Annotated in this window: 13 protein-coding genes and 5 pseudogenes; 11 read left to right on the plus strand and 7 right to left on the minus strand. The window is 68.0% G+C overall.

Annotation, left to right across the window (positions count from 1 at the left end; genetic code table 11):
- Positions 1-84: 84 nt before the first annotated feature.
- Both OG617_RS02540 and OG617_RS02545 read right to left on the minus strand, forming a co-directional pair.
- Positions 85-1335, minus strand: a complete 1251-nt coding sequence (locus OG617_RS02540; RefSeq protein ID WP_405098322.1) for an IS4 family transposase — start codon at positions 1333-1335, stop codon at positions 85-87.
- A gap of 64 nt (positions 1336-1399) precedes the next feature.
- Positions 1400-1789 (minus strand): hypothetical protein, encoded by a 390-nt coding sequence (locus tag OG617_RS02545; RefSeq protein WP_405098324.1) that lies wholly within the window; start codon positions 1787-1789, stop codon positions 1400-1402.
- 947 nt (positions 1790-2736) lie between these two features.
- Between OG617_RS02545 and OG617_RS02550 the strand changes: the two genes are divergently transcribed.
- The 3 genes and pseudogenes from OG617_RS02550 to OG617_RS02560 form a co-directional block, all read left to right on the plus strand.
- Entirely contained in the window at positions 2737-3048 is a 312-nt protein-coding gene (locus OG617_RS02550) for a hypothetical protein (protein WP_405098326.1), read from the plus strand.
- A gap of 51 nt (positions 3049-3099) precedes the next feature.
- Positions 3100-3192: pseudogene (locus tag OG617_RS02555) on the plus strand (recombinase RecB); the annotation flags it as partial.
- 48 nt (positions 3193-3240) lie between these two features.
- Positions 3241-3330: pseudogene (locus OG617_RS02560) on the plus strand (DNA-binding response regulator); the annotation flags it as partial.
- Between the two features lie 47 nt (positions 3331-3377).
- Here OG617_RS02560 and OG617_RS02565 read toward each other — a convergent pair.
- Positions 3378-5438, minus strand: coding sequence for a glycogen debranching N-terminal domain-containing protein (locus tag OG617_RS02565; protein WP_405098328.1), 2061 nt, complete (start codon positions 5436-5438; stop codon positions 3378-3380).
- A complete protein-coding gene (locus OG617_RS02570; protein WP_405098330.1) occupies positions 5435-5812 on the minus strand; it encodes an SCP2 sterol-binding domain-containing protein in 378 nt (125 codons plus the stop codon). Before OG617_RS02570 ends, OG617_RS02565 begins: the two co-directional genes overlap by 4 nt.
- Before the next feature lie 208 nt (positions 5813-6020).
- Between OG617_RS02570 and OG617_RS02575 the strand changes: the two genes are divergently transcribed.
- Both OG617_RS02575 and OG617_RS02580 read left to right on the plus strand, forming a co-directional pair.
- The gene (locus OG617_RS02575) at positions 6021-6398 is read left to right on the plus strand and encodes an SCP2 sterol-binding domain-containing protein (protein ID WP_405098332.1); all 378 of its coding nucleotides are present in this window, start codon (positions 6021-6023) and stop codon (positions 6396-6398) included.
- Positions 6395-8434: a glycogen debranching N-terminal domain-containing protein gene (locus OG617_RS02580; RefSeq protein WP_405098334.1), complete on the plus strand. Its 2040-nt coding sequence runs from the start codon at positions 6395-6397 to the stop codon at positions 8432-8434. The genes OG617_RS02575 and OG617_RS02580 overlap by 4 nt, the downstream gene beginning before the upstream one ends.
- A 196-nt stretch (positions 8435-8630) precedes the next feature.
- Here the strand turns inward: OG617_RS02580 and OG617_RS02585 are convergent, their stop codons facing one another.
- Positions 8631-9329: a recombinase family protein gene (locus OG617_RS02585; RefSeq protein ID WP_405098336.1), complete on the minus strand. Its 699-nt coding sequence runs from the start codon at positions 9327-9329 to the stop codon at positions 8631-8633.
- 288 nt (positions 9330-9617) lie between these two features.
- On the opposite strand from OG617_RS02585, the gene OG617_RS02590 reads away from it, so the two are divergent.
- Positions 9618-9977 (plus strand): hypothetical protein, encoded by a 360-nt coding sequence (locus tag OG617_RS02590; protein ID WP_405098338.1) that lies wholly within the window; start codon positions 9618-9620, stop codon positions 9975-9977.
- Positions 9978-10390: 413 nt separating this feature from the next.
- Positions 10391-11077, plus strand: coding sequence for an IS6 family transposase (locus tag OG617_RS02595; protein ID WP_405104069.1), 687 nt, complete (start codon positions 10391-10393; stop codon positions 11075-11077).
- 73 nt (positions 11078-11150) lie between these two features.
- On the opposite strand, the gene OG617_RS02600 is transcribed toward OG617_RS02595, so the two are convergent.
- Positions 11151-13976, minus strand: coding sequence for an AAA family ATPase (locus OG617_RS02600; RefSeq protein WP_405104079.1), 2826 nt, complete (start codon positions 13974-13976; stop codon positions 11151-11153).
- A gap of 224 nt (positions 13977-14200) precedes the next feature.
- On the opposite strand from OG617_RS02600, the pseudogene OG617_RS02605 reads away from it, so the two are divergent.
- Positions 14201-15578 (plus strand): annotated as a pseudogene (locus OG617_RS02605) (IS1380 family transposase).
- Between the two features lie 414 nt (positions 15579-15992).
- Here the strand turns inward: OG617_RS02605 and OG617_RS02610 are convergent.
- Positions 15993-18917: an ATP-binding protein gene (locus tag OG617_RS02610; protein ID WP_405098340.1), complete on the minus strand. Its 2925-nt coding sequence runs from the start codon at positions 18915-18917 to the stop codon at positions 15993-15995.
- A 416-nt stretch (positions 18918-19333) separates the two neighbouring features.
- Between OG617_RS02610 and OG617_RS02615 the strand changes: the two are divergent.
- The 3 genes and pseudogenes from OG617_RS02615 to OG617_RS02625 all read left to right on the plus strand — a co-directional run.
- A pseudogene (locus OG617_RS02615) lies at positions 19334-20111 on the plus strand (IS256 family transposase); the annotation flags it as partial.
- A gap of 55 nt (positions 20112-20166) precedes the next feature.
- Positions 20167-21948, plus strand: coding sequence for an ISAzo13 family transposase (locus OG617_RS02620; RefSeq protein ID WP_405098342.1), 1782 nt, complete (start codon positions 20167-20169; stop codon positions 21946-21948).
- A 9-nt stretch (positions 21949-21957) separates the two neighbouring features.
- Positions 21958-22588: pseudogene (locus OG617_RS02625) on the plus strand (IS630 family transposase); the annotation flags it as partial.
- Between the last annotated feature and the right edge of the window lie 23 nt (positions 22589-22611).

Below are 22611 nucleotides of genomic sequence, written 5' to 3' on the forward strand. Positions count from 1 at the left end.
CGGGGGCAGGTGCGGTGCCGCCGTGGGGGTAGCCGGTGGTGCAGGAGTTCGGTGATGGTGTCGGTCAGGGCGGTGTTCAGGCGTTCAGGGGGTGATGGCCGCCTGGTCTGTGACCTGGCGGCGGACGACGCGGATGCCCTGTGTGAACGACATGCGGTCGGGGTCGTAGCCGGCGGGGTCGGCGGCGTCGACGAGCAGGGCCCGGATGGCGTAGGGGGCCAGCAGCAGCCCCCACATCTGTTGTTCGACCAGGTCGGGGGCCTTCGACCGTAGGACTTCGCCTCGGCCGCGTAGGTCGGTTTTGATCTCGCCGAGAGCGGACTCCTCTTCCCAGCGTTGCTGGTAGGCGGCGGCGAGGTCCAGGGCGGGCACCTCGTGCGGGTCGAGGATGGTGGTGACCACGGCGATCAGTTCGCCGTCGGGGTTGCGGTCCGGGACGGTGTACTCGACCACCCGCACCACCCGGGCCGCATCGGCGCCGATGTCGCCGCCGGCACGGGCCTGTGCGACCAGACGGCGGCGCCGGTCGGCGGTCAGGCCGGGCCGGTAGACCAGGGCGAGGTAGGAGCCGTCGGTCAGCCAGCGGACGTGACCGATCGACACCGACGCGCCGACCCTCCACGCCAGGTCGGCGCCCGTGTCGGCGTACCGGTTGAACAGTTCCCACGAGAACAAGCCGGCGTCGGCCAGGACCAGCATGTCCGGGTCCACGGCGGTCACCAGGTCGGCGGCCAGGGTCCGTTCCCCGGTGCGGCACGACCCCAGCACCGCTCCCACGATCGCGTGCGTGCCGCACTCTGCCAACGCGGCGACGTGCAGCTTCGGATACGCCGACGCTTTCGGCCCCGACCCCGCCCGTCCGAACCGTTCCACGTTGCCCGCAGTGTCGGCCACGTCGAAGCTGGTCGCGTCGATCGCGCAGAGACGGCGGCGTGCCAGCCACGCGCCTTTGGCGCCCGGGTCGGCCAGCGGCACCGCCGCCCGTTCGAACAGCGCCTTCACCGGTTCCACGCCGAGGCGGGTCCTCGCCTGGGTGATCGCCGACGCGGTGGGCACCTGCCAGTCGTCGACCCACGACCCCAACCGGTGCAGACTACCGACCAGCCGACGCATCACCTCGTCGTACGACTCGTCGAAGAACAAGCCCATCGCGATCACGTAGCGGATCATCACGTGCGCCGGCAGCCGGCGGGACCGCTTCTCCCGACACCCGGTCCGGTTGATCACCTCCTCGAGAAGGTCACGATCGAACCGGGCGGACAACACCCCCAACCCGATGTGGTCGATCAACCGACCCGACAGCTGGGGCAACGACTCAGACACAGAGGACGCCACGACCGGCAACCGTACTGGTCTCACGCCCAGCCCTCAGCCAGCCACCCTGACCAGCGCCGAAGCCCTATCTGAACGGCATTGCGTCAAGAGCGGAGCGCTTCGGGCGATAGCCGTAGGAGTCCGGGTGGAAGATCGAATCGACCTTGCCCTCCAGTTGCCCGGCTACCACCGTCTGCGCGACCCGATCGGCCACAGTGGGCACCCCCAGAATCCTGGTGCCCGTTCCGTGCGCCTTCGCGATCTCCACCGCGCGCACCGGCGGCGGGAAGTACGACCCAGACGACATCCGATTCCAGACCTTGTAAAGGTTGCCCTTGAGGTCAGACTCGAACTCCGCGATCGACTGCCCGTCCACACCCGGTGCACCCTTGTTCGCTTTGACTTTCTCCCACGCCTGCCAGACAGTCCGCTTCGAAATATCGAACGACTTGCCCGATGCTTTCAACTCGTCCACGCGACTCCTCCCGGGCTCCCGCCCGGTTGATCGAACGAACACAGCCACGAACAACCCGGCCCCTTCGCTCCAGTCCCGTTACAGAACCTTCACCGCTACTACGAACCGGTCCGCCAGCGCGCCCCGCGACGGTACTCACTCCCTCACGGTCTTCCCGCTTCGAGATACTCCCTATCACCTACCCATACCCGGGCAAGCAGTGTCGAGGCACGCCTTCTCCTGTTCCACATGGAAGCCGCAGACCGGACTCGCGCCGTCTACATGCCGGACACCGCCTGGCCAATAAGCGGAACACCCGCCAGACTCATCCCGGAACTGATCTCACGCCCCGGTTCTGATGTCACCTGTTGAGATTTCGACACGTCAGCAACGATTCGCTCGCGCTCGCCTTCCCGGTCCCCACCTGACGCCTCAACGACGCCTTTTCCTCATCGCTCACCACGACGGTCATCAACCAACGCAGCATGAGGCGGTTTGGAGCCTCCCTCCGCAGGATGGCTCCGAAGGGCCAAACCTTCATCTCCCACGCAGCACCACATCAAGAACCCGACCTACACCGGCTCCTCCTTGCGTTCAGGACACACGAGATCACCTCAGTGGATCCGGCGCTAAGCCTTGATTGCGGGCCGGCATGACTCGGCTGGTCAGGGTTGGACACGTTTGCCGACTTGGCCGGCACTTTCCGTGCATGCCAGTTTCTCGGGGCCGGGGTGCCGGCCGGAAGCGTCCCGATCGGAATCGCCAGCGGGCTCGGGATCGGGCCGAGCGGGGTTCGCTGTTGGTGATCCCGGATTCGGTGACGGATGCGGAGCTGTCGACGGTGCAGTTCCTCGCCACGGTGATGGGCCGGGTTCCGCGTCAGCCTGCTTGTTTGGGGCCGCTGCTTGTCCACGTAGGAACTGTCCCTGGTCCTCGGCGCACCCGACGACGCCAGGCTCGACCGGGCCGTGCGGTCCCTGTGGTGCGCCGCAGGTGTCCAGGAGTGCCGTGTATACGGGTCCGACGAGTCCGGATTCATCGACGTCGAGCTGGGCGGGGCCGCGCTACACGAGCACGGCCACCTACGCGGGACGTTGACTTTGCCGTCCGGCGACCGGGTGGTCTGTGGCGGCTTTTCATCCCGGTATGAGGGCATCGACAGGCTGGAGCTCTACCTACCGCTCGACGCGCTGGCCCGGGACCGCAGGATCAACGGCTATCCCTTCGACGAATACAGCGGTGTCCAGTCACTCACTTGGCGTGCTCCTCTCGACCGGTGACTTGCCGACGTGGCCGCCGCCGTGCACGCCGACGTGCCGTTCCAACGGGCCGGCGGCACCCCGCCGCCGTTCCCGGTGACCGGTCCGGTCGACCCGCTGACCGACGCCCGGTCCCGGCCGGTCGCCCCCGGGACGGATGAGTGATCCGCCTCGCGGAGGAGGCCGGGTTCGGCTGGCCGAGCGGGAGCGGGAGGTGCTGGTGTGACCAAGCTGGGGCTGCGGGACCGGGTGCAGGCGGTGGTGCTGGCGTACGAGACGGGGCTGGTCCGGCCCCGCCAGTGATGGCCTCGTCCTGTGTGTGGTCAGCGCGGCGAGGCCGGCTCGGTCACCTACCGGCGTGCTCCCGGCTCCTGTTCTGCCACGGTCCCGATGGCGTCGACCCGGCCCCACCTCCCGGGAATGTCGAGCAGTTCGATCCGGCCGAACCGTTCGGGCAGTGCCGGCACGACCACTAGATCCTCTCCGTACGGGTCGAGGCCGAGCAGCGTGCGCACCAGCAGCAGGGGCGCTCCGGTGGCCAGGGCCTGCGGGCTGTTCGCTCCTGTGTGCTGGACGGGGTGCCCGGTCAGCTCGCGGTCGTAGCCGCCGAACGCCTCGGGCAGGCGCCCCTGGAAGTGGTGGGATGCGTCGATGATTCCCTCGGCGATGCGTCCCGCCTGGTCGGTGAAGCCGTAGCGGCGCAGGCCCCAGGCGATGAACGCGTTGTCGAACGGCCAGACGGTGCCGACGTGGTAGCCGATGGGGTTGTAGCGTCCCTGGCCGGTGGCGAGGGTCCGCACCCCCCAGCCGGAGAACAGTCGGGGGCCGAGCAGGTGTTCGGCGATCTTCGCCGCCCGGGATTCCTCGACGATGCCGCTCCACAGCAGGTGGCCGATGTTGGAGGAGAGGGCGTCGACCTGGCGGCCGTCGCCGTCGAGGGCGAGGGCGTAGTACTCGCCGTCTTCGACCCAGAAGTCCCGGTTGAAGCGTTCCTTGAGTTCGGCCGCTTCGCGTTCCAGCCGGTCGGCGTAGGCGGGGTCGTTCCAGAACTGGCGGGCCAGCCGGGCGCCGCGGATCTTGGCGTCGTAGGCGTAGCCCTGTAGCTCGCAGGTCGCCCGGGGCAGGCTGGGCAGCCGGCCGTCCCGGAACGAGATGGCCGTCGGGGATTCCTTCCAGCACTGGTTGTCCAGGCCGTTGCGCTCGTTGCGGCGCTGGTACCAGATGTAGCCGTCGCCCATGATGTCGCCGTACTCGTCGATCCAGTGCAGGGCCGCGCGGGCCTCGTCCTCGAGCTCGCGCACCACGGCGGCGTCCCCGGTCCATCGCTCGTACTCGTCTAGCAGGATCACGTAGAGCGGGGTGGTGTCGGCGGCACCGTAATACGGCGACATAGGGTACTCCTCGAACGCGGTCAGTTCGCCGTAGCGCCACTCGCGCAGGATCTTGCCCGGCTCCTCGTCCCGGAAATCGTCGAGGACTGCGCCCTGGACCATGCCGAGGATGCGCAGGGTGGTGACGGCGAGATCCGGTGTGAACGGCAAGACCTGCAGGCTGGTGAGGATGGGGTCGCGGCCGGCGAGGTTGGCGTTCCACGGCAGGCCCGCCGCGGGCATCGCCTTGCCCCGTAGCGCCAGCACCGGGTACCGCAGGGCGGCAAGGTCGACCAGGCTACGCCGGTAGGTCCGCTCCAGTGGCTCCCAGTCGCAGGTCAGCTGCGGGGCCTGGCCGAGCCAGTGCCGCAGGTCGCTCTCGAGCCACGACTTGCCTTGTCGGTCAGGGCGCGGATAGACGTGTTCTCGAAGGTCCTGACCGTCCGGGCGCAGCACCAGCCCGCGGACATGCAGCGTGGTGGTCCATTGCCCGTGAGGTTCGATCTGGATGTGGTAGGTCAGCCCCTGCTCGTCGACCTGTGCCGGCTCAGTCGTGGATATCTGGGTCTCGCGGTGAAACTTTTCCCGCACGTAGCCGAGGTGCAGGCGCCCGTTCTCGACGCGTTGGTAGAGCCGGCCGGCTGGTGTGCGTTCTTGGCCGATCATGAACAACGAGGTGAAGTCAGAGGCGGCGTCCACCCGGACCGTGAACTCGGCCCACTCCCCGGAATGGTTGAGCACCGTCAACCGCTCCTCGAAGCTGCCGGCCACCGTCCGTTCCCGGATCACCGACACCTTGGCATCCACGTAGTGCGTCGGAGCCCCCGGCACCAGGAAGAACCGCACCTCGAAGTACGACGGGTCGTCCATGGCCAGCGTGCTCACCCGTTCGCCGTTGATGGTCAGCCGCCACAGCGACAGGAACCGGGTGTCGAACGAGAAGTACCCAACCGGGACGCTGGGCGTCGCCTCCATGTCGCCACTGCCGTCGCTCAACACGAAGATGTTGCCATCCAGGATCCTGACGAGGTCGGTCTTCATCCCTGCCTCCCCCGGTCACGGGCGGCGATCCGCGGGTGACGCGCGCCGGGCGGCGGCGCGAAGAGCCGCTCCAACAGGACGAGGAACCGAAGTTCTCCTTCGGTCGTTATCTCGTTCCGCAGCCACGCCGGGAGCGGTTTGACTTCGCCGCGCGCCATGCGGTCGAACAAGGCGTTGTCGGAGCGGATGACGGTGTCGGCGTCGCTGCTCTGCTGTGACACCCGGACGGCACCTTCGCGGATCTCCACGAACCAGTGGTCGATCTCGTGGTCGTGCTCGAGGTCGAAGCGTATGGTGCCGTTCGTCTTCTTCAGCAGACGTTCGTGGCCATGGCGTTCGAGCGCGTCGAAGAACTTCCTGGTCTCCTCGGACATGGCACCACCCCCGCAGAAATCCGCTGGACAAGGGGCAGCATCACTCGGGTCAGGGTGCCGCGACCTCACCCGGAACGGATGAATGTGGCTGGCGGCCGCGGGCGGCGCGGTGAACTCATCCGATCCGGGTGATGCGGCAACGCCTCGCTCCCCGTCATTCTGGGTGGGCGATTCATCCGCGTTCGGGACCCATCGGAGGGAGGCGGACATGTCGAATCCGACCACGAGCTTCTTCGAGGCGCTCAGCCGTCGCGGCCACGAAGCCCTTCTCGAGGAGGCCACCGGGACCATCCGGTTCGACCTCACGCACGAGCAGGGCGTCGACCGCTGGTTCGTGGCGATCGAACGGGGCGATGTCCGCGTGTCGCGGGACGGGGGCGAGGCCGACTGCGTCTTCCGCGGCAGCCGGGCGACCTTCGACCGGGTCTTCGCCGGCCAGTCGCAGCTCTACCCGGCGTGGTTGCGAAACGAGGTCAGAACGGAGGGCGATAACCGGCTGGCCCGTATCTTCCTTCGGCTCGTGCCGGGGGCGCCCGGAGCCCATCACCCTCGGGATTTCGCCCGCGAGCGGAGTAGTGCGGCATGAGCGACGGTCTCGTCCGGCTGCTGGACGGCAACACGTTCGTGGTCAGTGAGGGGACCGGTGACATCGCCGCGTCCCCCACCTTCCCGACCGGTTTCTTCTCCTTCGACACCCGATTCCTGTCGAAATGGATCCTGTCCATCAATGACCAGCGGGTCAACGCGCTCACCGTCGAGGAGATCGAATATTTCGAGTGCCGAATGGTTGTCGTCCCGACCCTGCCCACTCCGCTGCTCGACGTCAGCGTTTCGGCCATTCGCGACCGCTCCATCGGCCGTAGCTTCACCGAGCGGCTGACGGTGATCAACCACGAACCCGAGCCCGTCGACCTGCGGATCCGGATCGACGTCGAGAGCGACTTCGCCGACCTTTTCGAAATCAAGGATGTGCGGAACAAGAAGGGGACGTACTACACCCGCATCGACGACGGATCCCTGCGTCTCGGCTATCGGCGGGAGGGGTACTGCCGGGAGACCCTGATCTCGTCCACTACGCCGGCCCACGTCGACGAGCGGGGCCTGACGTACCACGTTCGGCTCGGACCGCACGGCCAGTGGATCACCGACCTGCACGTGCGGGCGCTGGGCCTGGGCGGGCGCGACCTTCGGGAGAGCCTGGAAGGCATACCCGGTCGGACCGGAGAGCAGATACGGCGGGACCTGGACGACTGGCTCGCGGAGGCACCCCGCCTGACCTGCGGCTCCCCCACGTTGGCGATGACCTACCGGCGCAGCCTGGCTGACCTCTCCGCGCTGCGTCTCGGGCCGTTGGGCGCCGGCGTACATGCCATCCCCGCCGCCGGCCTGCCGTGGTTCATGGCGATCTTCGGCCGGGACAGCATCCTCACCAGCATCCAGGCGCTGCCGTTCGCGCCCGACCTCGCCGCCACCACGCTACGCCAGCTGGGCCTGAGGCAGGGGGCCGTCCTGGATGACTTCCGCGAGGAGGAGCCGGGGAAGATCCTCCACGAGATGCGGTACGGGGAGAGCACCGGGTTCGAGGAACAGCCGCATGCGCCGTACTTCGGTAGCGCCGACGCGACACCCCTGTACGTCATCCTGCTCGACGAGTACGAGCGGTGGACCGGCGACAGCGCCACGGTTCGGTCTCTCGAACGTTCCGCGAGAGCCGCCCTGGACTGGATCGACGAGTACGGCGACATCATGGGCGACGGCTACGTCTGGTACCAGCGCCGCAACGAGAAGACCGGGCTGGACAACCAGTGCTGGAAGGATTCCTGGGACTCCATCTCGTTCCGGGACGGCCGGCTGCCCAGCCTGCCCCGGGCGACCTGCGAGCTACAGGGCTACGCCTACGACGCCAAGATCCGCGGCGCCCGGCTGGCCCGCCAGTTCTGGAACGACCCCGCCTACGCCGACCGGCTGGAACGCGAAGCGGCCGAACTCAAGGAACGCTTCAACCGGGACTTCTGGGTCGAAGACGGCGAGTACTACGCCCTCGCCCTCGACGGCGACGGCCGCCAGGTCGACGCCCTCTCCTCCAACATCGGCCACCTGCTGTGGAGCGGCATCGTCGAGGAATCCCGGGCGGCGAAGATCGCCGAACACCTGCTCGGCCCCCGACTGTTCTCCGGCTGGGGGGTGCGGACCCTCGCCACCGGCCAGGGACGCTACAACCCCATCGGCTACCACGTCGGCACCGTCTGGCCGTTCGACAACGCGTTCATCGCCTGGGGCCTGCGCCGCTACGGCTTCACCGACCAGGCGGGACGCATCGCCGAGGGAATCATCGACGCATCCCACCACTTCCAGGGGCGCCTGCCCGAGGCGTTCGGCGGCTACGACCGCGAGCTGACCAGATACCCCGTGCTCTACCCCACCGCATGCAGCCCACAGGCATGGTCCACCGGCACCCCCCTACTACTGCTGCGGACCATGCTCGGCATGGAGCCACACGGCGAGCACCTGGTGACCAGACCCGCCGTACCCCACAGCATGGGCCGGATCGAACTGCTCAACATCCCCGGACGGTGGGGCAGGGCCGGTGCCCTCGGACGCGCCCACCCAGAGCGACGCTGACCGCGGCGAGTGCCCGCCAAGCCCCCGGGCCGGTTTCGATCCTCGCGGTCTGGCTGGACCCCGAGGCGCCGCACCCGGTGCCGCCGCGCCTCCGGTCATCGGGGTGGGGTGCCGGACGTCGGCCCAGAAGTCGCGGGCGAGGGATCGGGCCAGCGCCCACCCCGCGGTTCGGTGTCGATTTCGTCGGGGGTCATGCCTATATTCCAGCGTCGTCGGGTCGCGGTGCGCGGGCGCGCGGCGCGACCGGGTTGGTGGCGGGCGGATCGGGTTGGTCGTCGGGGGGCTGCAGCGCCCGGTAGAGGGTGGAGCGGCCGACGCCGAGGTGTCGGGCGATGGCGGTGACGGACTCGCCGCGGGCCTGGCGGGCGCGGGCGACGGCGAGGACATCGTCGGTGACGGTGGTGGGGCGTCCGCCGTGCCGGCCGGCGGCGGCCGCGGCGCGTAGTCCGTCGAGGGTGCGCTCGCGGATGAGTTCGCGTTCCATCTCGGCGGCGAGCGCGGCGACGGCGAACAGGAGCCGGTCGGCGAGGGTGGCCCCACCGGGGCGGTGCACGCCGGCGCAGATCCCGGCGAGGATTTCCAGGGTGATGTCGCGGGCGTGGAGTTCGTCTTCGAGGAAGACGAGCAGTTCCTTCATGGAGCGGGCGACCCGGTCGGGGCGGTGGATGACGAGGGTGTCGCCGGGGCGCAGGGTGTCCAGGACGGCGCGCAGCTTGGGCCGGTCGCCGCGGGTGCTCGCGGTCTCGATGATGATCTCGCGGCAGTGCGCAGCGTTCAGGTCGTCGAGTTGGGAGTCGTGGCCCTGGTCGCGGGTGCTGACCCGGGCGTAGCCGACGCGGATCCGGTTGTGCGGCCGCGGCGGCACGGCGGCGGTACGAGCGGGGGCGGGAGTCACGCCGCTGATCGTCCCGGAAACGTCCCGTAATCCCGGTTCTGACACGCCGGTTCTGGGACGGGTTGCGGGACTCGCCGTCCTGCGCGAACGCAGGCAACTGCGAATCTTGGTCAGTCGTCCCGCAAAGGAGCGTTTCCGGGACGCCGACCTGCGCCGCGACTTCGCCCACGTCCTGCAGGTGCAGCTGCCCCGCCCAACGCGGCCACTGACCGAGCAAGACGTCGCGTGTCGACACGGTCACCACCGGCTACTGTGGATCGCCGATCCCTCACCCGAAAGGCGTTCATCTTGACCGCGAGTTTCGCGCCCCAGCCGTACCCGCTCTACGCCGTACCGCTGAACAGGGCCGACGACCCGGCCCGTTTCGAGCTGACCACCGACCCGGTCCGGCTCGTCCTGGGCTGGATCGCCGACGACGACGGGATCGTGCTGCTCACGTTGGCCGGCGGCGCCCCCGGCGGCACGCCGTGGGACGGCCCGATCTTCTACGAGGAGACCCGCGACCGGGCCGAGCAGACCGCCAAGAGCATCGACAAGGCCGACCAAGCCAGCATTCGCGACGCCCGCCTACTCGCGGCGCTCGACCGGTGGGAGAACTGGTCCGACCGGGTCAGCCAGCACGTCGAGCAACGCCCGCATCCCTCCTAGAAAACCCCGTCGTACCCGCTGATACTCGACTGGTCCCCGCCCCTGCTGGGGGCGGGACCGGTCGCCTCTCAGGCGGTTTCGACGCAGGCGGGATCCATGCCGATCTGCTCGCGCAGCGCAGCGGCGGCACGGCCGACGTGCACGAGCAGCGCGATCGCCGCGTCGAGCCCGTCCACCGCCGCGGCGAGGTCGTCGGCGGGTGGGTGACCAGCCGGGCCAACACGGCCAGGACCGCGTCCGCGGCGACCGCCGAGTGCACGCCCAAGTCCCACACTGCCGCGGTGCCCGACGGGTCATCCCTGGCGTCCAGGTCAGGGCTCTGTTGCGTTGAGCGTGGGCTTGATCGATTACGGGCTTGACTGATGTGGTGAGCTGGGCCGGTGAGGCCGTCGTCTGGTGTCCGGTCCTGGTCGCTGCCACCGTCGGCGTTCGCTGGCTTCCGGTTCCCGCCCGAGGTAATCGTTCTCGCGGTTCGCTGGTATCTACGGTTCAACCTCTCGTATCGAGATGCGGAGGAACCGCTGGTCGAACGCGGTGTGGAAGTCGATCACGTGACCACCTACCGGTGGGTGCAGCGCTTCACGCCTTTGCTGGCCGACGCCGCCCCCTTCGCCCGCCACTCACCCAGCGACCGGTGGCATGTCGACGAGACGTACGTCAAGGTCAACGGTGTGTGGCGGTACGTCTACCGGGCCGTTGACCAGCACGGGCAGGTCATTGACGTACTCGTCTCAGCACGTCGGGACGCAACCGCAGCCCGGCGGTTCTTCCAACGGGCGCTGAGGACGTTGAAGGTCACGCCTTGCGAGGTGGTCACCGACGCCGCGCCCGCCTATCCCAAGGTGCTCGACGAGCTGATCCCGTCGGCGTGGCATCACGTCGAGCGGCACGCCAACAACCCGATCGAGGCCGATCACAGCCAGCTCAAGCACCGACTCAGACCGATGCGGGGGTTACGTACCGACCGCACCGCCCAGACGATCATCACCGGACATGCCTTCATCCAGAACCTACGACGCGGACACTACGAACTCACTACCGACATCCCGAGAGCGAGGCGGGTGGCCGCCGCGTTCACCGAACTCGCCCAAGCAATCTGAACAGTAGCGCCGACTCGGCTCAGCGCGCCCACCCGACCGTCAACGCAACAGCGCCGCTTGGAAAGGCTCCGCGTTATCGATTCCCTTTCAGTGCTGCGCTAAGTTCCGCCCGTCCCGAGATGCCGAGCTTCCGGTAGGTGTGGGTGAGGTGGATCTCGACCGTCCGTACGCCGACAAATATCTGTTGGGCGATCTCTCGATTGGTCAGGTTCTCGGTGGCCATCCGTGCCACCCGGCGCTCGGTTGGCGTCAGGGCGTCCAGCCCGGTGAACCGCCGAGTCCTAGGCTTGGCTCCGGTCGCGCGTAGACGATCGGCGGCCCGCCGGATCAGGCCGTGCGCCGCGCACGTGGTGGCAAGGTCGATTGCTTGACGTAGGGCGAGCCGGGCCTGCTCGATCTGGTCGGCCCGGTGCAGGGCAGTTCCGAGGTCGATCAGTGCCTTGGCGTGCTCCAGCCGGTCTGGCGAATTCGCCAGTTCCCGTACGGATTCCTGGAGCAGGTCGAGGCCGCGCCGTCCGGGCGTCGCCGTGCCCATCGCGCGCAGCGCGGCGCCGATCGCCTCCGCCGACCCCCACCGCTCAGCCAGCTGGAGATTCGACGTGGCCAACTCCCGGGCGGGCTCGACATCGTCGATTGCGAGATACGCGCGTACGGCCTCCGCTCGCCAGGGAAACAGCGCGACGTTCGGATGATGTGCCTTCCGTTGCAGGATCTCGCCGCAGGACAGCAGGTCGTCAAGGCCGGCCCGGATCTGGCCCTGGGCCACCCGCAGCTTTCCCTGCGTGAACAGCAACCACGGCCCGGTACGCACGTCGTCCTCATTCGGAGGCTCAGGAAAGCTGGTGAACAGCGCAACCGCCTCTTCGAGCCGGTCCTGCTCGATCAGCGTGTCCACCTCGCGGCAGGCGGTGATGCAGTCGGCGTCGATCAGGTCGGGTATTCGGATCGCCTGCACCGCCCTGATGTCGGCCAGGCAGTCGTCGAGTCTGCCGAGCCGGAAGTTCACCTCCGCGGCCATGGTGCGTGCGAAGTCGTAGTACTGAGGTGAGCCGTGGCGCTGGGCTTCCTCGGTCATGGCGTCGCAGTGGTCGAGCGCCGTCAGCGGCTCACCCGCAACAGCCATGGAAAGCAGCGCCCGGTTGCGCACGTATGCCTGATCGCCGAAGTAGCGGCCTGGTAGGAGCGCGATCCTCGCGCAGGTTAGCGCGGCGTCGCGGTCCGCGCCGAACATCACACCCCGGTACGCGAGCAGCCCCGCCAGGGAACGCTCGGCCGGGGTGCCCCTGCCGTCGGTAAGGGTCAGTTCCTTGAGCCGGGGCAACAGCGCGGGCAGCAGCGTCGCCGACGCGGTCGCGGCGTAGATCCATTCGACTTCGAGTAGCAGGGCAAGACCAGGATCCTCTGCCAGGATCATCGCCTGTATCGGGCGAAGCGCGTTGACGTGGTGACTGATGCTCTCGTTATTGTTGGTGCTCCAGAGGTGCATCAGGTCGAGGGCAGCGCGGGCACGTAACGGCGCGGGCAGCGGCCCGTCCAGCCCCTCCTTGAGCCGGCGCATCGCCGACGCGGGGTCGACCGCCCGCTCGATCTCGCCTAATTCGACGAGAAGCGCGGCGCGCGATGGGGGATCCATGGGCTCGGCCAACGCACGGTCGAGGTAGCGGATCGCGCTCTCCGGCGCACCTCGCCTGGTCGCCTCGATGGCCGACATCCGAAGGACCTCGCCGGCCCAGGCCTCCCCGACCGGATCCGTGGCCACCAGGTGGGCGGCGATCCGTTCGGGCGTCGCGTTCCGCTGTCGCAGTGCCTGGGCGGCGGCTTTGTGTAATTGGTCGGCTACCGGCCGGGGAAGGTCTGCTGTCAGCACCTCGCGGACGATGGGATGCCCGATCGACGCCACACCGTCCCCCGCGTCGACGAGCCAACCGTGGTTCAGGCGAGTCAGCACGTCGTCGAGTTCCGGGCGCTCGACCGAGAGCACGTCGGCCAACATCTCCAGGTCGACCTGCTCGCCCAGCACGGCCAGCGCCGTCACGATCTGGTGTGCCACCTCCCCGTACCCCGCCAGAGCGCTTCGCGTCATCCTGCGGACCTCCGCGTGCCCGAACCGGTTGATCTCGCCCGCCGCCTGTGCAGTGGGGTGCATCCCCGCTGCCACGAATCCCCGTAGGATCGTGGTCAACAGGAGGGGATTGCCATTGGCCATTGCGTGGCACCGCTGCCAGAACTCCGGATGCCCGGCTTCGCCCAGTATCGCCTGGCCGATCTCGGCGCAGGCGGACACGTCCACTCCACCGAGCGTGATCCGGGTGGCGGCGAGCCGCCCGAGGGCGGCGCACTCGACGCTGAGAACCTCGCCCGTGCCGACGGTTGCCAGGACGGCGACGGGCAGATCCTCGAGCCTGCGGACCAGGTATCGCAGCCACCGCAGTGAGGCTGCGTCAGCGCAGTGCAGATCATCGACCAGCAGGCACATCGGGTTGTTCGCGGCGATGTCTGACACGAGCCAGTAGAGCCCGTGCAGGACAGGGTAGGTCGCGCCACCGGTGTCCACCCCGGCCGTCAGGTCGAACACGGTGGCGGCCAGCGAGGCCGGGCCAGCCAGCCTGTGCGCGAAGCCAGGACCGTGTATCCGGTGCAGTGGCAGCTCGAGCAGTTGTCGTACGACCCCGAACGCGAAATCTTGCTCGAGGGCGTCGGCACGGGCCGATAGGACGGTGAAGCCCTGCTCTTCGGCGAGCATACGGGCGCGCGCCAGTAAGGCCGACTTTCCGATGCCCGACTCACCCTCGATCACCGTCAGTTGCCGATCACCGGTGAGCACGGTGCGCAGCGCGGTTAGCTCCGCATCACGGCCGACGAGCATGTTGTCCAGTCCTCCGAACGACCCAATTTGCATCAGCACTACGAGAGTCTTCCGTGCCGAATAGCTGCCCAGTCATCAGCGCACCGAAAAGTTGACCGAGAGACTAGCCTCGGCCCTTCGTTAAGGGCTGTCCACGGAGTGGGCTGAAAACAAAGAAGTGCCTTCTAATCAGGGAAAATAGGGCTTGTCGAAAGTCCCATGTTCCTGTCACGGAAGGTACTTGCTGGGTGAGGGTTACCGCAACACGTCCGAAGATCATGGTGACCGGTGGCGGGCGGGGCGTGGTCGGTCACGCAGGTGCCCGGCTACTCGCCGATCTTGCCGATGCGACCGGGCTAACCAGCGCGTTCAGCCAAGCGTTGGGCGGGTTGCGGCAGCGGCAGGGCGGGCACGACCCGGGCCGGATCGCCGTGGATGTGGCGGTGATGCTCGCCGACGGTGGCGAGGCCATCGCGGATCTGGCGGGTGTTGCGTGACCAGCCGGGCTTGTTCGGGCCGGTCGCCTCGGATCCGACAGCGTGGCGGCTGTTGTCGCAGTTGGACGAGACGATGTTGGCCGAACTACGGGCCGCGCGGGCCCACGCTCGCGAGGTGGCCTGGGCCCAGCACGCCGAGACCCGCGGGGATCTGCCGGTGGTGAGCGTGGCCGGCCGGCAGGTCCAGGGCCTGGTCCTGGACATCGACGCGTCGATCGTGATCTGCCATTCGGAGAAGGAGGCCGCGACGCGTACCTGGAAGAAGACGTTCGGATATCACCCGCTGCTCTGCTTCCTGGACAACACCGGCGAAGCGCTGTCCGGCCTGCTGCGTGAGGGCCGGGCCGGATCGAACACCACCGCCGACCACATCACGGTCCTCGACCAGGCGCTCGCCCAGATCCCCGACCCGCATCGGCACGGCACCCCGATCCTGCTCCGCAGTGATTCGGCCGGTTCCAGCCACGGCTTCCTCGCCCACATCCGCGGTCTGCGCCAGCATCACCTGGACATCCGGTTCTCGGTCGGCGCCCCGATCACCGAACCGCTCCGCGCAGCGATCCGCGCAGCGACCGGCTGGGTTCCTGCCGTCGATGTCGATGGTGACCTGCGGGAACACGCCGAGATCTGCGAGATCACCGGCCTGTTCGAGGCGCCCGGCCGGCCCGACGGGACCCGGTTCCTGGTCCGTCGGGAACGCCCGCACCCCGGCGCTCAACTGTCGCTGTTCGACACCATCGAAGGCTGGCGGCACCCGGTCGTCGCCCCCGACACCCCGCACGGGCAAAGCAGCGTCCAGCACTTGGAGGCCCGGCACCGCGCCCATGCCCGGGTCGAGGACCGCATCCGCACCGGCAAGGACACCGGCTTCGGACGGTTCCCGTCCCGGGTCCTCGCGATCAACCAAGCCTGGCTGCAACTCGCCCTGACCGGCGTCGACCTGCTCGCCTGGACCCAGACCCTGCTCCTGGACGGTGACCTCGCCCGCGCTGAACCCAAGAAAGGGCGTTACCGGCTGCTACACGTCGCCGCCCACATCACCCGCACCGCCCGCACCGCCCGACAAACCCGACTCGCCATCGCCGCCGACTGGCCCTGGACAAGCGCCCTGACCAACGCGTTCAACCGCCTCACCGAACTACCGAGACCTGCCAGCTGACCCCAGTAGCCTCACGCCCGACCAACTACACGGAAGAACCCCGCCCCCGCGCCGGGCCATCAGCATGCCAACAAACCAGCGAAAACCCTTAAGAACCACTTCATCGAGAGCCAACTATTAGGAGGCGCTCACATGAAAGACCGAGGTTAGCTTCGGTCCCTCGTCGGGGACTGCGTAGATTTCGGCTCTGTCTCACACATTCGGCTCTGCCTCCCTTCCGGTGGTAGCAGGGAGTAGCGGCCCAGCCGACCGGGCAGCGGTGCCGACCAAATCTGCACGATCGGCGCAGAAGGGGTAGCAGATCATCGTTGCAGCTTCCCCGCACAGACCTTCGAGCGCTGAAGTGCCAGCGTCAGAGGCTCGCGCCCCGCCCGCAACGCCGCTACGGAATGCCACCACCGAATTGCTCGGCTCCTATGTCGTGGTGCCAGACTGAGGGTCGAAGACCGACACGAGTTCTCCTCTGCGGGAGATGTGCAGCTTGCGGTAGGCGTTGGTCAAGTGGATCTCAACGGCCCGGGTGCCGACGAAGAGCTGCTCAGCGATGTTGCGGTTGGTGTGGCCGCGTGCCGCCAGCATCGCCACCCGGCGCTCACTCGGAGTCAGGGAGTCGATTCCGGAGTAGGCGCGGCTACGCGGACGGGCCCCGGCCGCGCGGAGTTCGGCCTCAGCAGCCGTTAACAGGCGGGTGGATCCGCACGTCACCGCGAGATCCGCAGCGGTGCGGAGCTGGCGTCTGGCCCGCTGGAGGTCGCCCGTTGCCCTGGTCACACTGCCCAGTTCCAGCGTGGCCCTGGCGTGCTCCAGCCGGCTAGGCGATGCGGCGAGGAGGTCGACGGCTTCGGTCAGCAGTTCCAATCTGCCCTCGGTTGCAAGGAGACCGTTAACACTCAGCGCGATACCGACGGCTTCCCGGGTGCCCCACCGCCGGGCCAGAGCCAGATCCTCCCCGGCCAGCGCGCGGGCCCGGTCGTGCTCGTTAAGCTCGCGGTGTGCCCGCGCCGCGTGTGAGCGCCACGGGAAGTAGGCGGTGTTTTCGAAGCCGGCGGACAACAACCGTCGTCCGCATTCGAGGTAGTCCGCCAGTGCCTCATGAATGCAGCCCGTCGCATGCCGCAGCCGGCCCCGGGCCATCAACATCCAAGTGAAGAACAGGTGGTCAGGCAGGTCGCCCCACAGGTTGGCGCCGTCGACGATCCGCCAGGCCTGCTCGACGGAATCCTGCTCGACCAGCGTGTCGACGAAGCGGGCAAGGGTGATCATGGCGTGGCTAAGGCTGTGTTCGATTTGCAGTGCGTCACGTAGTTCCAGGCTCGCCTGGGCCTCAATCTGAGCACGCCGGATGTCACCCAACCGGAAGTACGCCTCGCAGCGCAGGGTGTGGCCCACGGCGATGCTGAATCGAGAGCCATGCCGGGTCGCCTCGGCGACCGCCGCGTCGCACAGGGACAATGCCTCATTCGGCGCCCCCGCCACGATCATCGAGATCAGCGCGCCGTTGAAGACAAAGGACTCGTCGGTGGACGGGAAGATCCCACATCGTAGTGCGCGTCGGGCGTGGGCGAGGGTGTCGGCGCGGGATACCCCGAGGGCGGCCTCGCGCTGAGCCAGCAGACCCGCACAGGCGTTCTCAGTCCGGGTGCCGTCGGCCTCGGACAACTGCAGCGATCGCAATCTTGGCCGGGTCGCGGTGCTACTGGCGCCGTTCGTCAGGAGACTGAGGTATAGCTCCTCGACCTCCAACCGGAAAGCCAGCTCGGGCTCGATATCGCGGATCTGGTCGCGGGCCTGCCGCAACGCGGCGATCGCTCGATCGTAGTCGTCGACGACACAATAGGCGCGGGCCAGATCGATGGCCGCGTAACCGCGTTTGGCGGGTTGCAGGTCGCCGGCCAGCGCCGCGGTTAGGCGGGTGATCGCCGCCGGCAGGTCGATGCTCAGCTCTGCTCGGCCGAGACTGAGCAGGATGTTGTTGCGGCGTCGCTGGCTCAGCGGCTCATCCAGCGCCCGGGCCCAGTAGCGTGCGGCGCTCTCGGGAGCCGCCCGACGCATCGCGACTTCGGCGGCCTGACACATGATGTCCACAGTGTCGGCCGTTGATGAAGCCGGCGCGGCGAGCAGGTGCGCGGCGACGCGTTCGACCGGTGCGTCGGCTTCGTGCAGGATGCGCGCGGCGCGCAGGTGTAGCTCGGTTCGGCTACGCTGGGCGACCTCGGCGAGAATCGCCGCGCGAACGATGGCACGGGAGAAAAAGACAAGTCCGGCCGCATCCGTCTGCAGGATGTCCTGCTGGGTCAAGATGGTTACCAGGCGTACAACCTCGGGTTGCGGCAGGTTGGCAACCTCGGCGAGCAAATCCACCGAGACTCGCTCGCCGAGTACCGCCAACGTTGCGGTCACCCCCGCCGCCAGCGGGTCCGATGAGGACAGGATCTCTCTGATAAACTGTTGCACCTCGACAAGCCCGAACTGGCCAAGGTGCGTGGCAGAGACGCTAGTGGGCTGAGTTCCCTTAGCCAGGCAGTCGCGCAGCAACGCGTGCACCAGAAAGGCGTTACCGCCGGTCGTGGCGTGGCAGCTGGCCCAGAACTCTGGCGCCCCGGTGGCACCCAGCGTACGTCTGCCGAGTTCGGCGACCGCCGCCTGGTCGAGCCCGTCGATCTTGATGGTGACGCCGCCTAGCTGCTCCAGCTCTCCGACACTGTCACCACCCTGATGGGTGGCGACAATGACCACCGGTAGACCTTCGAGCCGCTTGCTGAGGTACCGCAGCCACCGCAAGGAAGGCTTGTCTATCCACTGGACGTCATCGATGGCGAGGAGCAGTGGACGGTTGGCGGCCAGATCGGCCACCAACCAGTACAGACCGTGCAGGCTGGCGAAGATCGTCGCCTCATGGACGGAGGTGCTGAGGTCGGCCGCCGTGCGTAGGTCGAACACACTCCTGGCCATCGCGGCCGGCCCCTGCCACAGGGGCAGGTCGACGGCGGCGTGATCATGAACGGTGCGGTCCAGTAGCTGCCGCACCACACCGAAAGGGAAGTCGGTCTCAAGTGGATCACAATACGCGGACAGTGTCAGATAGCCCAGCGCTGCGGCACGCCGTCTGACACTGCGCAGCAGTGCCGTCTTGCCGCCCCCCCCGAGACCGTTTATGATCAGCAGCCTACCCTCGCCCAGCTGACCGGCGGCGAGTAGTTCGTCGGCGCGTCGGAGTTCGAGCTCGCGGCCGACGAGGGTCTCCCGCCCGATGTCCGCCACCGCGTCGCTGGACCTCGCCGCAGGCATGCACGGCACGGCGGCGGGTGTGACGGTGTGTGTGTTGGCTTCCCCCACCATGGCGTCGCTCCTGATGCTCGAATGCGGCGAGTGGTGGACCCGCCGGCCAGGGGTCGTATTGGTCCAGGTAGACCGACGTCCTCACGGCCGCTGTGCCTCATCTTCTCGGTCTCTGCTTCGTAGTAAGATCATCCGAACGGCCCGTTTCATCGAGGCAGTGGCGTGTGGGTACGTTCGCCGCGCTGTCCGCTGGGCGGGTCGCCTTGCCAAGCCCTACAGCTCGATCTTCCTCGGCGTCCGCATGATGACGGGCCTGGTCGTACGGGCGCGACGTGCTCCGCCGTTGTTCGCCCTTGACCAGGTTGCGTCCATGGACGTGGTGTGCGACGTGCCCGTGATGGGCCTGTTGCATAGCTGGGAGACGGCCAACGCGTGATCCTTCAAGACGACCAAGTCAGAGAAGGAGAAGGAACGCGATGGCCGCACCTGAGAGTGGGAACCCTGTTGACCTGCTGCGCGAGCAGATCGAGGGCGCGTCGCCGGACGTGTTGCAGGCGATGGTGCGCGCGTTCGCGCAGGCGTCGATGTCCGCCGAAGCGGACGCGATCTGCGGCGTCGGGTATGGGCAGCGCAGCGACGAGCGGATCAACTCCCGCAACGGCTACCGGCCCCGGGAGTGGGAGTGGGACACCCGCACCGAAACCATCGACCTGGCCATCCCGAAGCTCCGCACCGGCAGCTACTTCCCCGGACTGGCTGCTAACGCACCGCCGGCGGGCCGAGCAGGCCCTGGCCTCGGTGGTGGCGACCTCGTATCTGCTCGGGGTGTCCACCCGCCGGGTGGAGAAACTCGTCGAGCAGCTCGGCATCCGGCAGTTGTCGAAGTCTCAGGTCTCGGAGATGGCCACGCGTCTGGACGCCCAGATCGAGGCGTTCCGCAACCGGCCCCTGGACACCGCCCACTACACGTTCGTGTAAATGGACGCGTTGACGATGAAGGTCCGCGAACACGGCCGCACCGTGAACGTCCACGCGCTGGTCGCGGTCGGGGTCAACGCCGACGGCCAACGCAAGGTTCTCGGCCTGGACGTCGCCTCGGATGAGGACGGCGCCGGCTGGTTGGCGTTCCTGCGGTCGTTGACCGCCCGCGGTCTGACCGGCGTCCAACTGGTCATCTCCGACGCCCACGCCGGCCTCGTCGCCGCGATCGGCGCCGCCCTGCCCGGCGCCGCGTGGCAGCGCTGCCGCACCCACTGAAGCTGTAAAGAAACAAACTGATCTTTTCGGCTCATGGGCGCGTCGGTGTGGTATGTCGATCCCGAGCGCGGCCCGCGGGCGCATCGCGTTGAGGTTCCAGGTGTTGTTTCCGCATCTCAACGAACGTCAGCGGCGCCTGCTGGTGGCGACGGAGGCGCGGCTGGTCGGCCATGGCGGTGTGCGGGCTGTCGCTGAAGTGGCTGGCGTGAGCGAGACGACGGTCCGCAAGGGCGTGTTCGAGTTGGAGCAGGCAGCCGATCCACTGCCGGACGGGCGGGTGCGCCGGCCTGGCGGAGGTCGGATGCGCGCCGAGGACCTGGACGCTGGCCTGGTGCCTGCGCTGCTGGCGTTGGTCGAGCCGGACGAGCGCGGCGATCCCATGTCACCGCTGCGGTGGACCACGAAGTCGCTGCGGCACCTGGCCGCGGAGCTTGCGCGGCAGGGTCACAGCGTGTCGGCTCCGACCGTCGGGCGTCTGTTGCGGGCCAACGGTTTCAGCCTGCAGGCCAACATCAAGACGCTGGAAGGACGGCAGCACCCCGATCGCGACGACCAGTTCCGGTATATCAACGAGCAGATCAAGGAGCACCAGGCGGCCGGGGAACCGGTGATCAGCGTGGACGCCAAGAAGAAGGAGCAACTCGGCCTCCTGCCTGCCGCAGGACGGGAGTGGCGCCCGAAAGGCGAACCGGTGCAGGTCGAGGATCACAGCTTCTTCAGCGGGTCCGACACCGACCACGCAATCCCGTACGGGGTCTACGACGTCACCGCCAACACGGGCTGGGTCAACGTCGGAGTCGACCACGACACGTCGGCGTTCGCGGTCGCGTCGATCCGCCGCTGGTGGCAGGCCCGCGGCCGACACGACTACCCGCAGGCGCGACGGCTGCTGATCACCGCGGATGCGGGCGGGTCCAAAAGCTACCGCTTCCGGCTGTGGAAGGCCGAGCTGGCAGACTTCGCCGGCGAAGCAGGCGTGGAGATCACCGTATGCCACTTCCCGCCGGGCACCTCGAAGTGGAACAAGATCGAGCACCGGTTGTTCTCCCACATCACCATGAACTGGCGCGGCAGGCCACTGACCAGCCACGAAGTAGTGGTCAACACGATCGCCGCCACCCGGACCGCGACCGGCCTGCAGGTGGGGGCCGAGCTGGACACGGGCGCCTATCCCACCGGCCTGTCCATCAGCAAGCAGCGCATGAACGCTCTGCCGATCCGACCGCACCAGCATCGCGGCGCCTGGAACTACACCATCGTCCCGGCCCTGCCCGCTCCCGACGAGCAGAGCACGTCCGCCAGCCGTGCGCAGTCACGGGCCGAGGCCCGACAGACCCTGGCGCACCCGGCCCTGACCGGGATGACCCGGCAGCAGTTTGATGCCTTGGCCGCCCGGTTGGCCTCGCTGCAAGCCGCTCAAGACGAACAGCGCTGCTACGAGCAGCGTGGGCGACGCCGCATCAACGCGCCGGGAGCCGGCGCCCGACCTCTGCTCAGCCCCGCCGACCGGCTCCTGATCACCGTCGTCTACCTGCGCCAGAGCTGCACCCAGCGCGTCCTATCGAACATGCTCGAGATCAACCCCAACTCGATCAGCAAGGCCATCGCCGAGACCACAAGGCTCCTGGACCAGCAGCGTCACACCATCACAGCCACCACCCTGCGCTTCACCACAGTCCAAGCCATCACCGACTACCTGAGCAGCGACAGCAGCGCAACGCCGCGGCCCGACCTGCCCCACACGCTGTCCCACCCGTCCCTGACCGGGATGAGCCGGGCAGAGCTTGCAGACCTAGTGTGCCGCGCCGGAAATTCGCCTTATAAGTCGGTGTAGGGTGGGGCGATGGCACGAACAGGGCGCCCCACCGCACCGCTGGTGTTGACCGACGAGGAACGCACGACATTGACCCGCTGGGCGCGGCGGGCGAAGTCCGCGCAGATCCTCGCGATGCGGTCGAGGATTATCCTGGCGTGCGCCGAAGGCGCCTCGAACACTGATGTGGCAACAGATCTGCGTGTTCACTTGATCTACAGTGGGCAAATGGCGGCGGCGGTTCCTGGCCGATCGTCTCGACGGCCTGATCGACGAGCAACGTCCCGGCCGGCCACCCTCGATCGCCTTGGACAGGGTCGAAGAAGTCGTCGTGGCGACCCTCGAGCAGACCCCGCGCAACGCCACCCACTGGTCACGGACGTCGATGGCCGAGAAGTCGGGGCTGTCGAAGTCGACGATCGGCCGGATCTGGCGCGACTTCGGCCTCAAGCCACACCGGGCCGACACGTTCAAGCTGTCCACCGATCCGCAGTTCATCGAGAAGGTCGTCGACGTCGTCGGTCTGTACCACCACCCGCCGGAACGGGCCGTGGTGCTGTGCGTGGACGAGAAATCCCAGATCCAGGCCCTGGAACGCTCCCAGCCGGTCCTACCGATGATGCCCGGCATGCCCGAGCGCCGCACCCACGACTACCAACGGGCCTGGAAATCCTTGCCAAAGCC

Origin of the sequence: Micromonospora sp. NBC_01412 (genome assembly GCF_045040215.1) — a bacterium.
Taxonomy (GTDB): Bacteria; Actinomycetota; Actinomycetes; order Mycobacteriales; family Micromonosporaceae; genus Micromonospora; species Micromonospora rubida.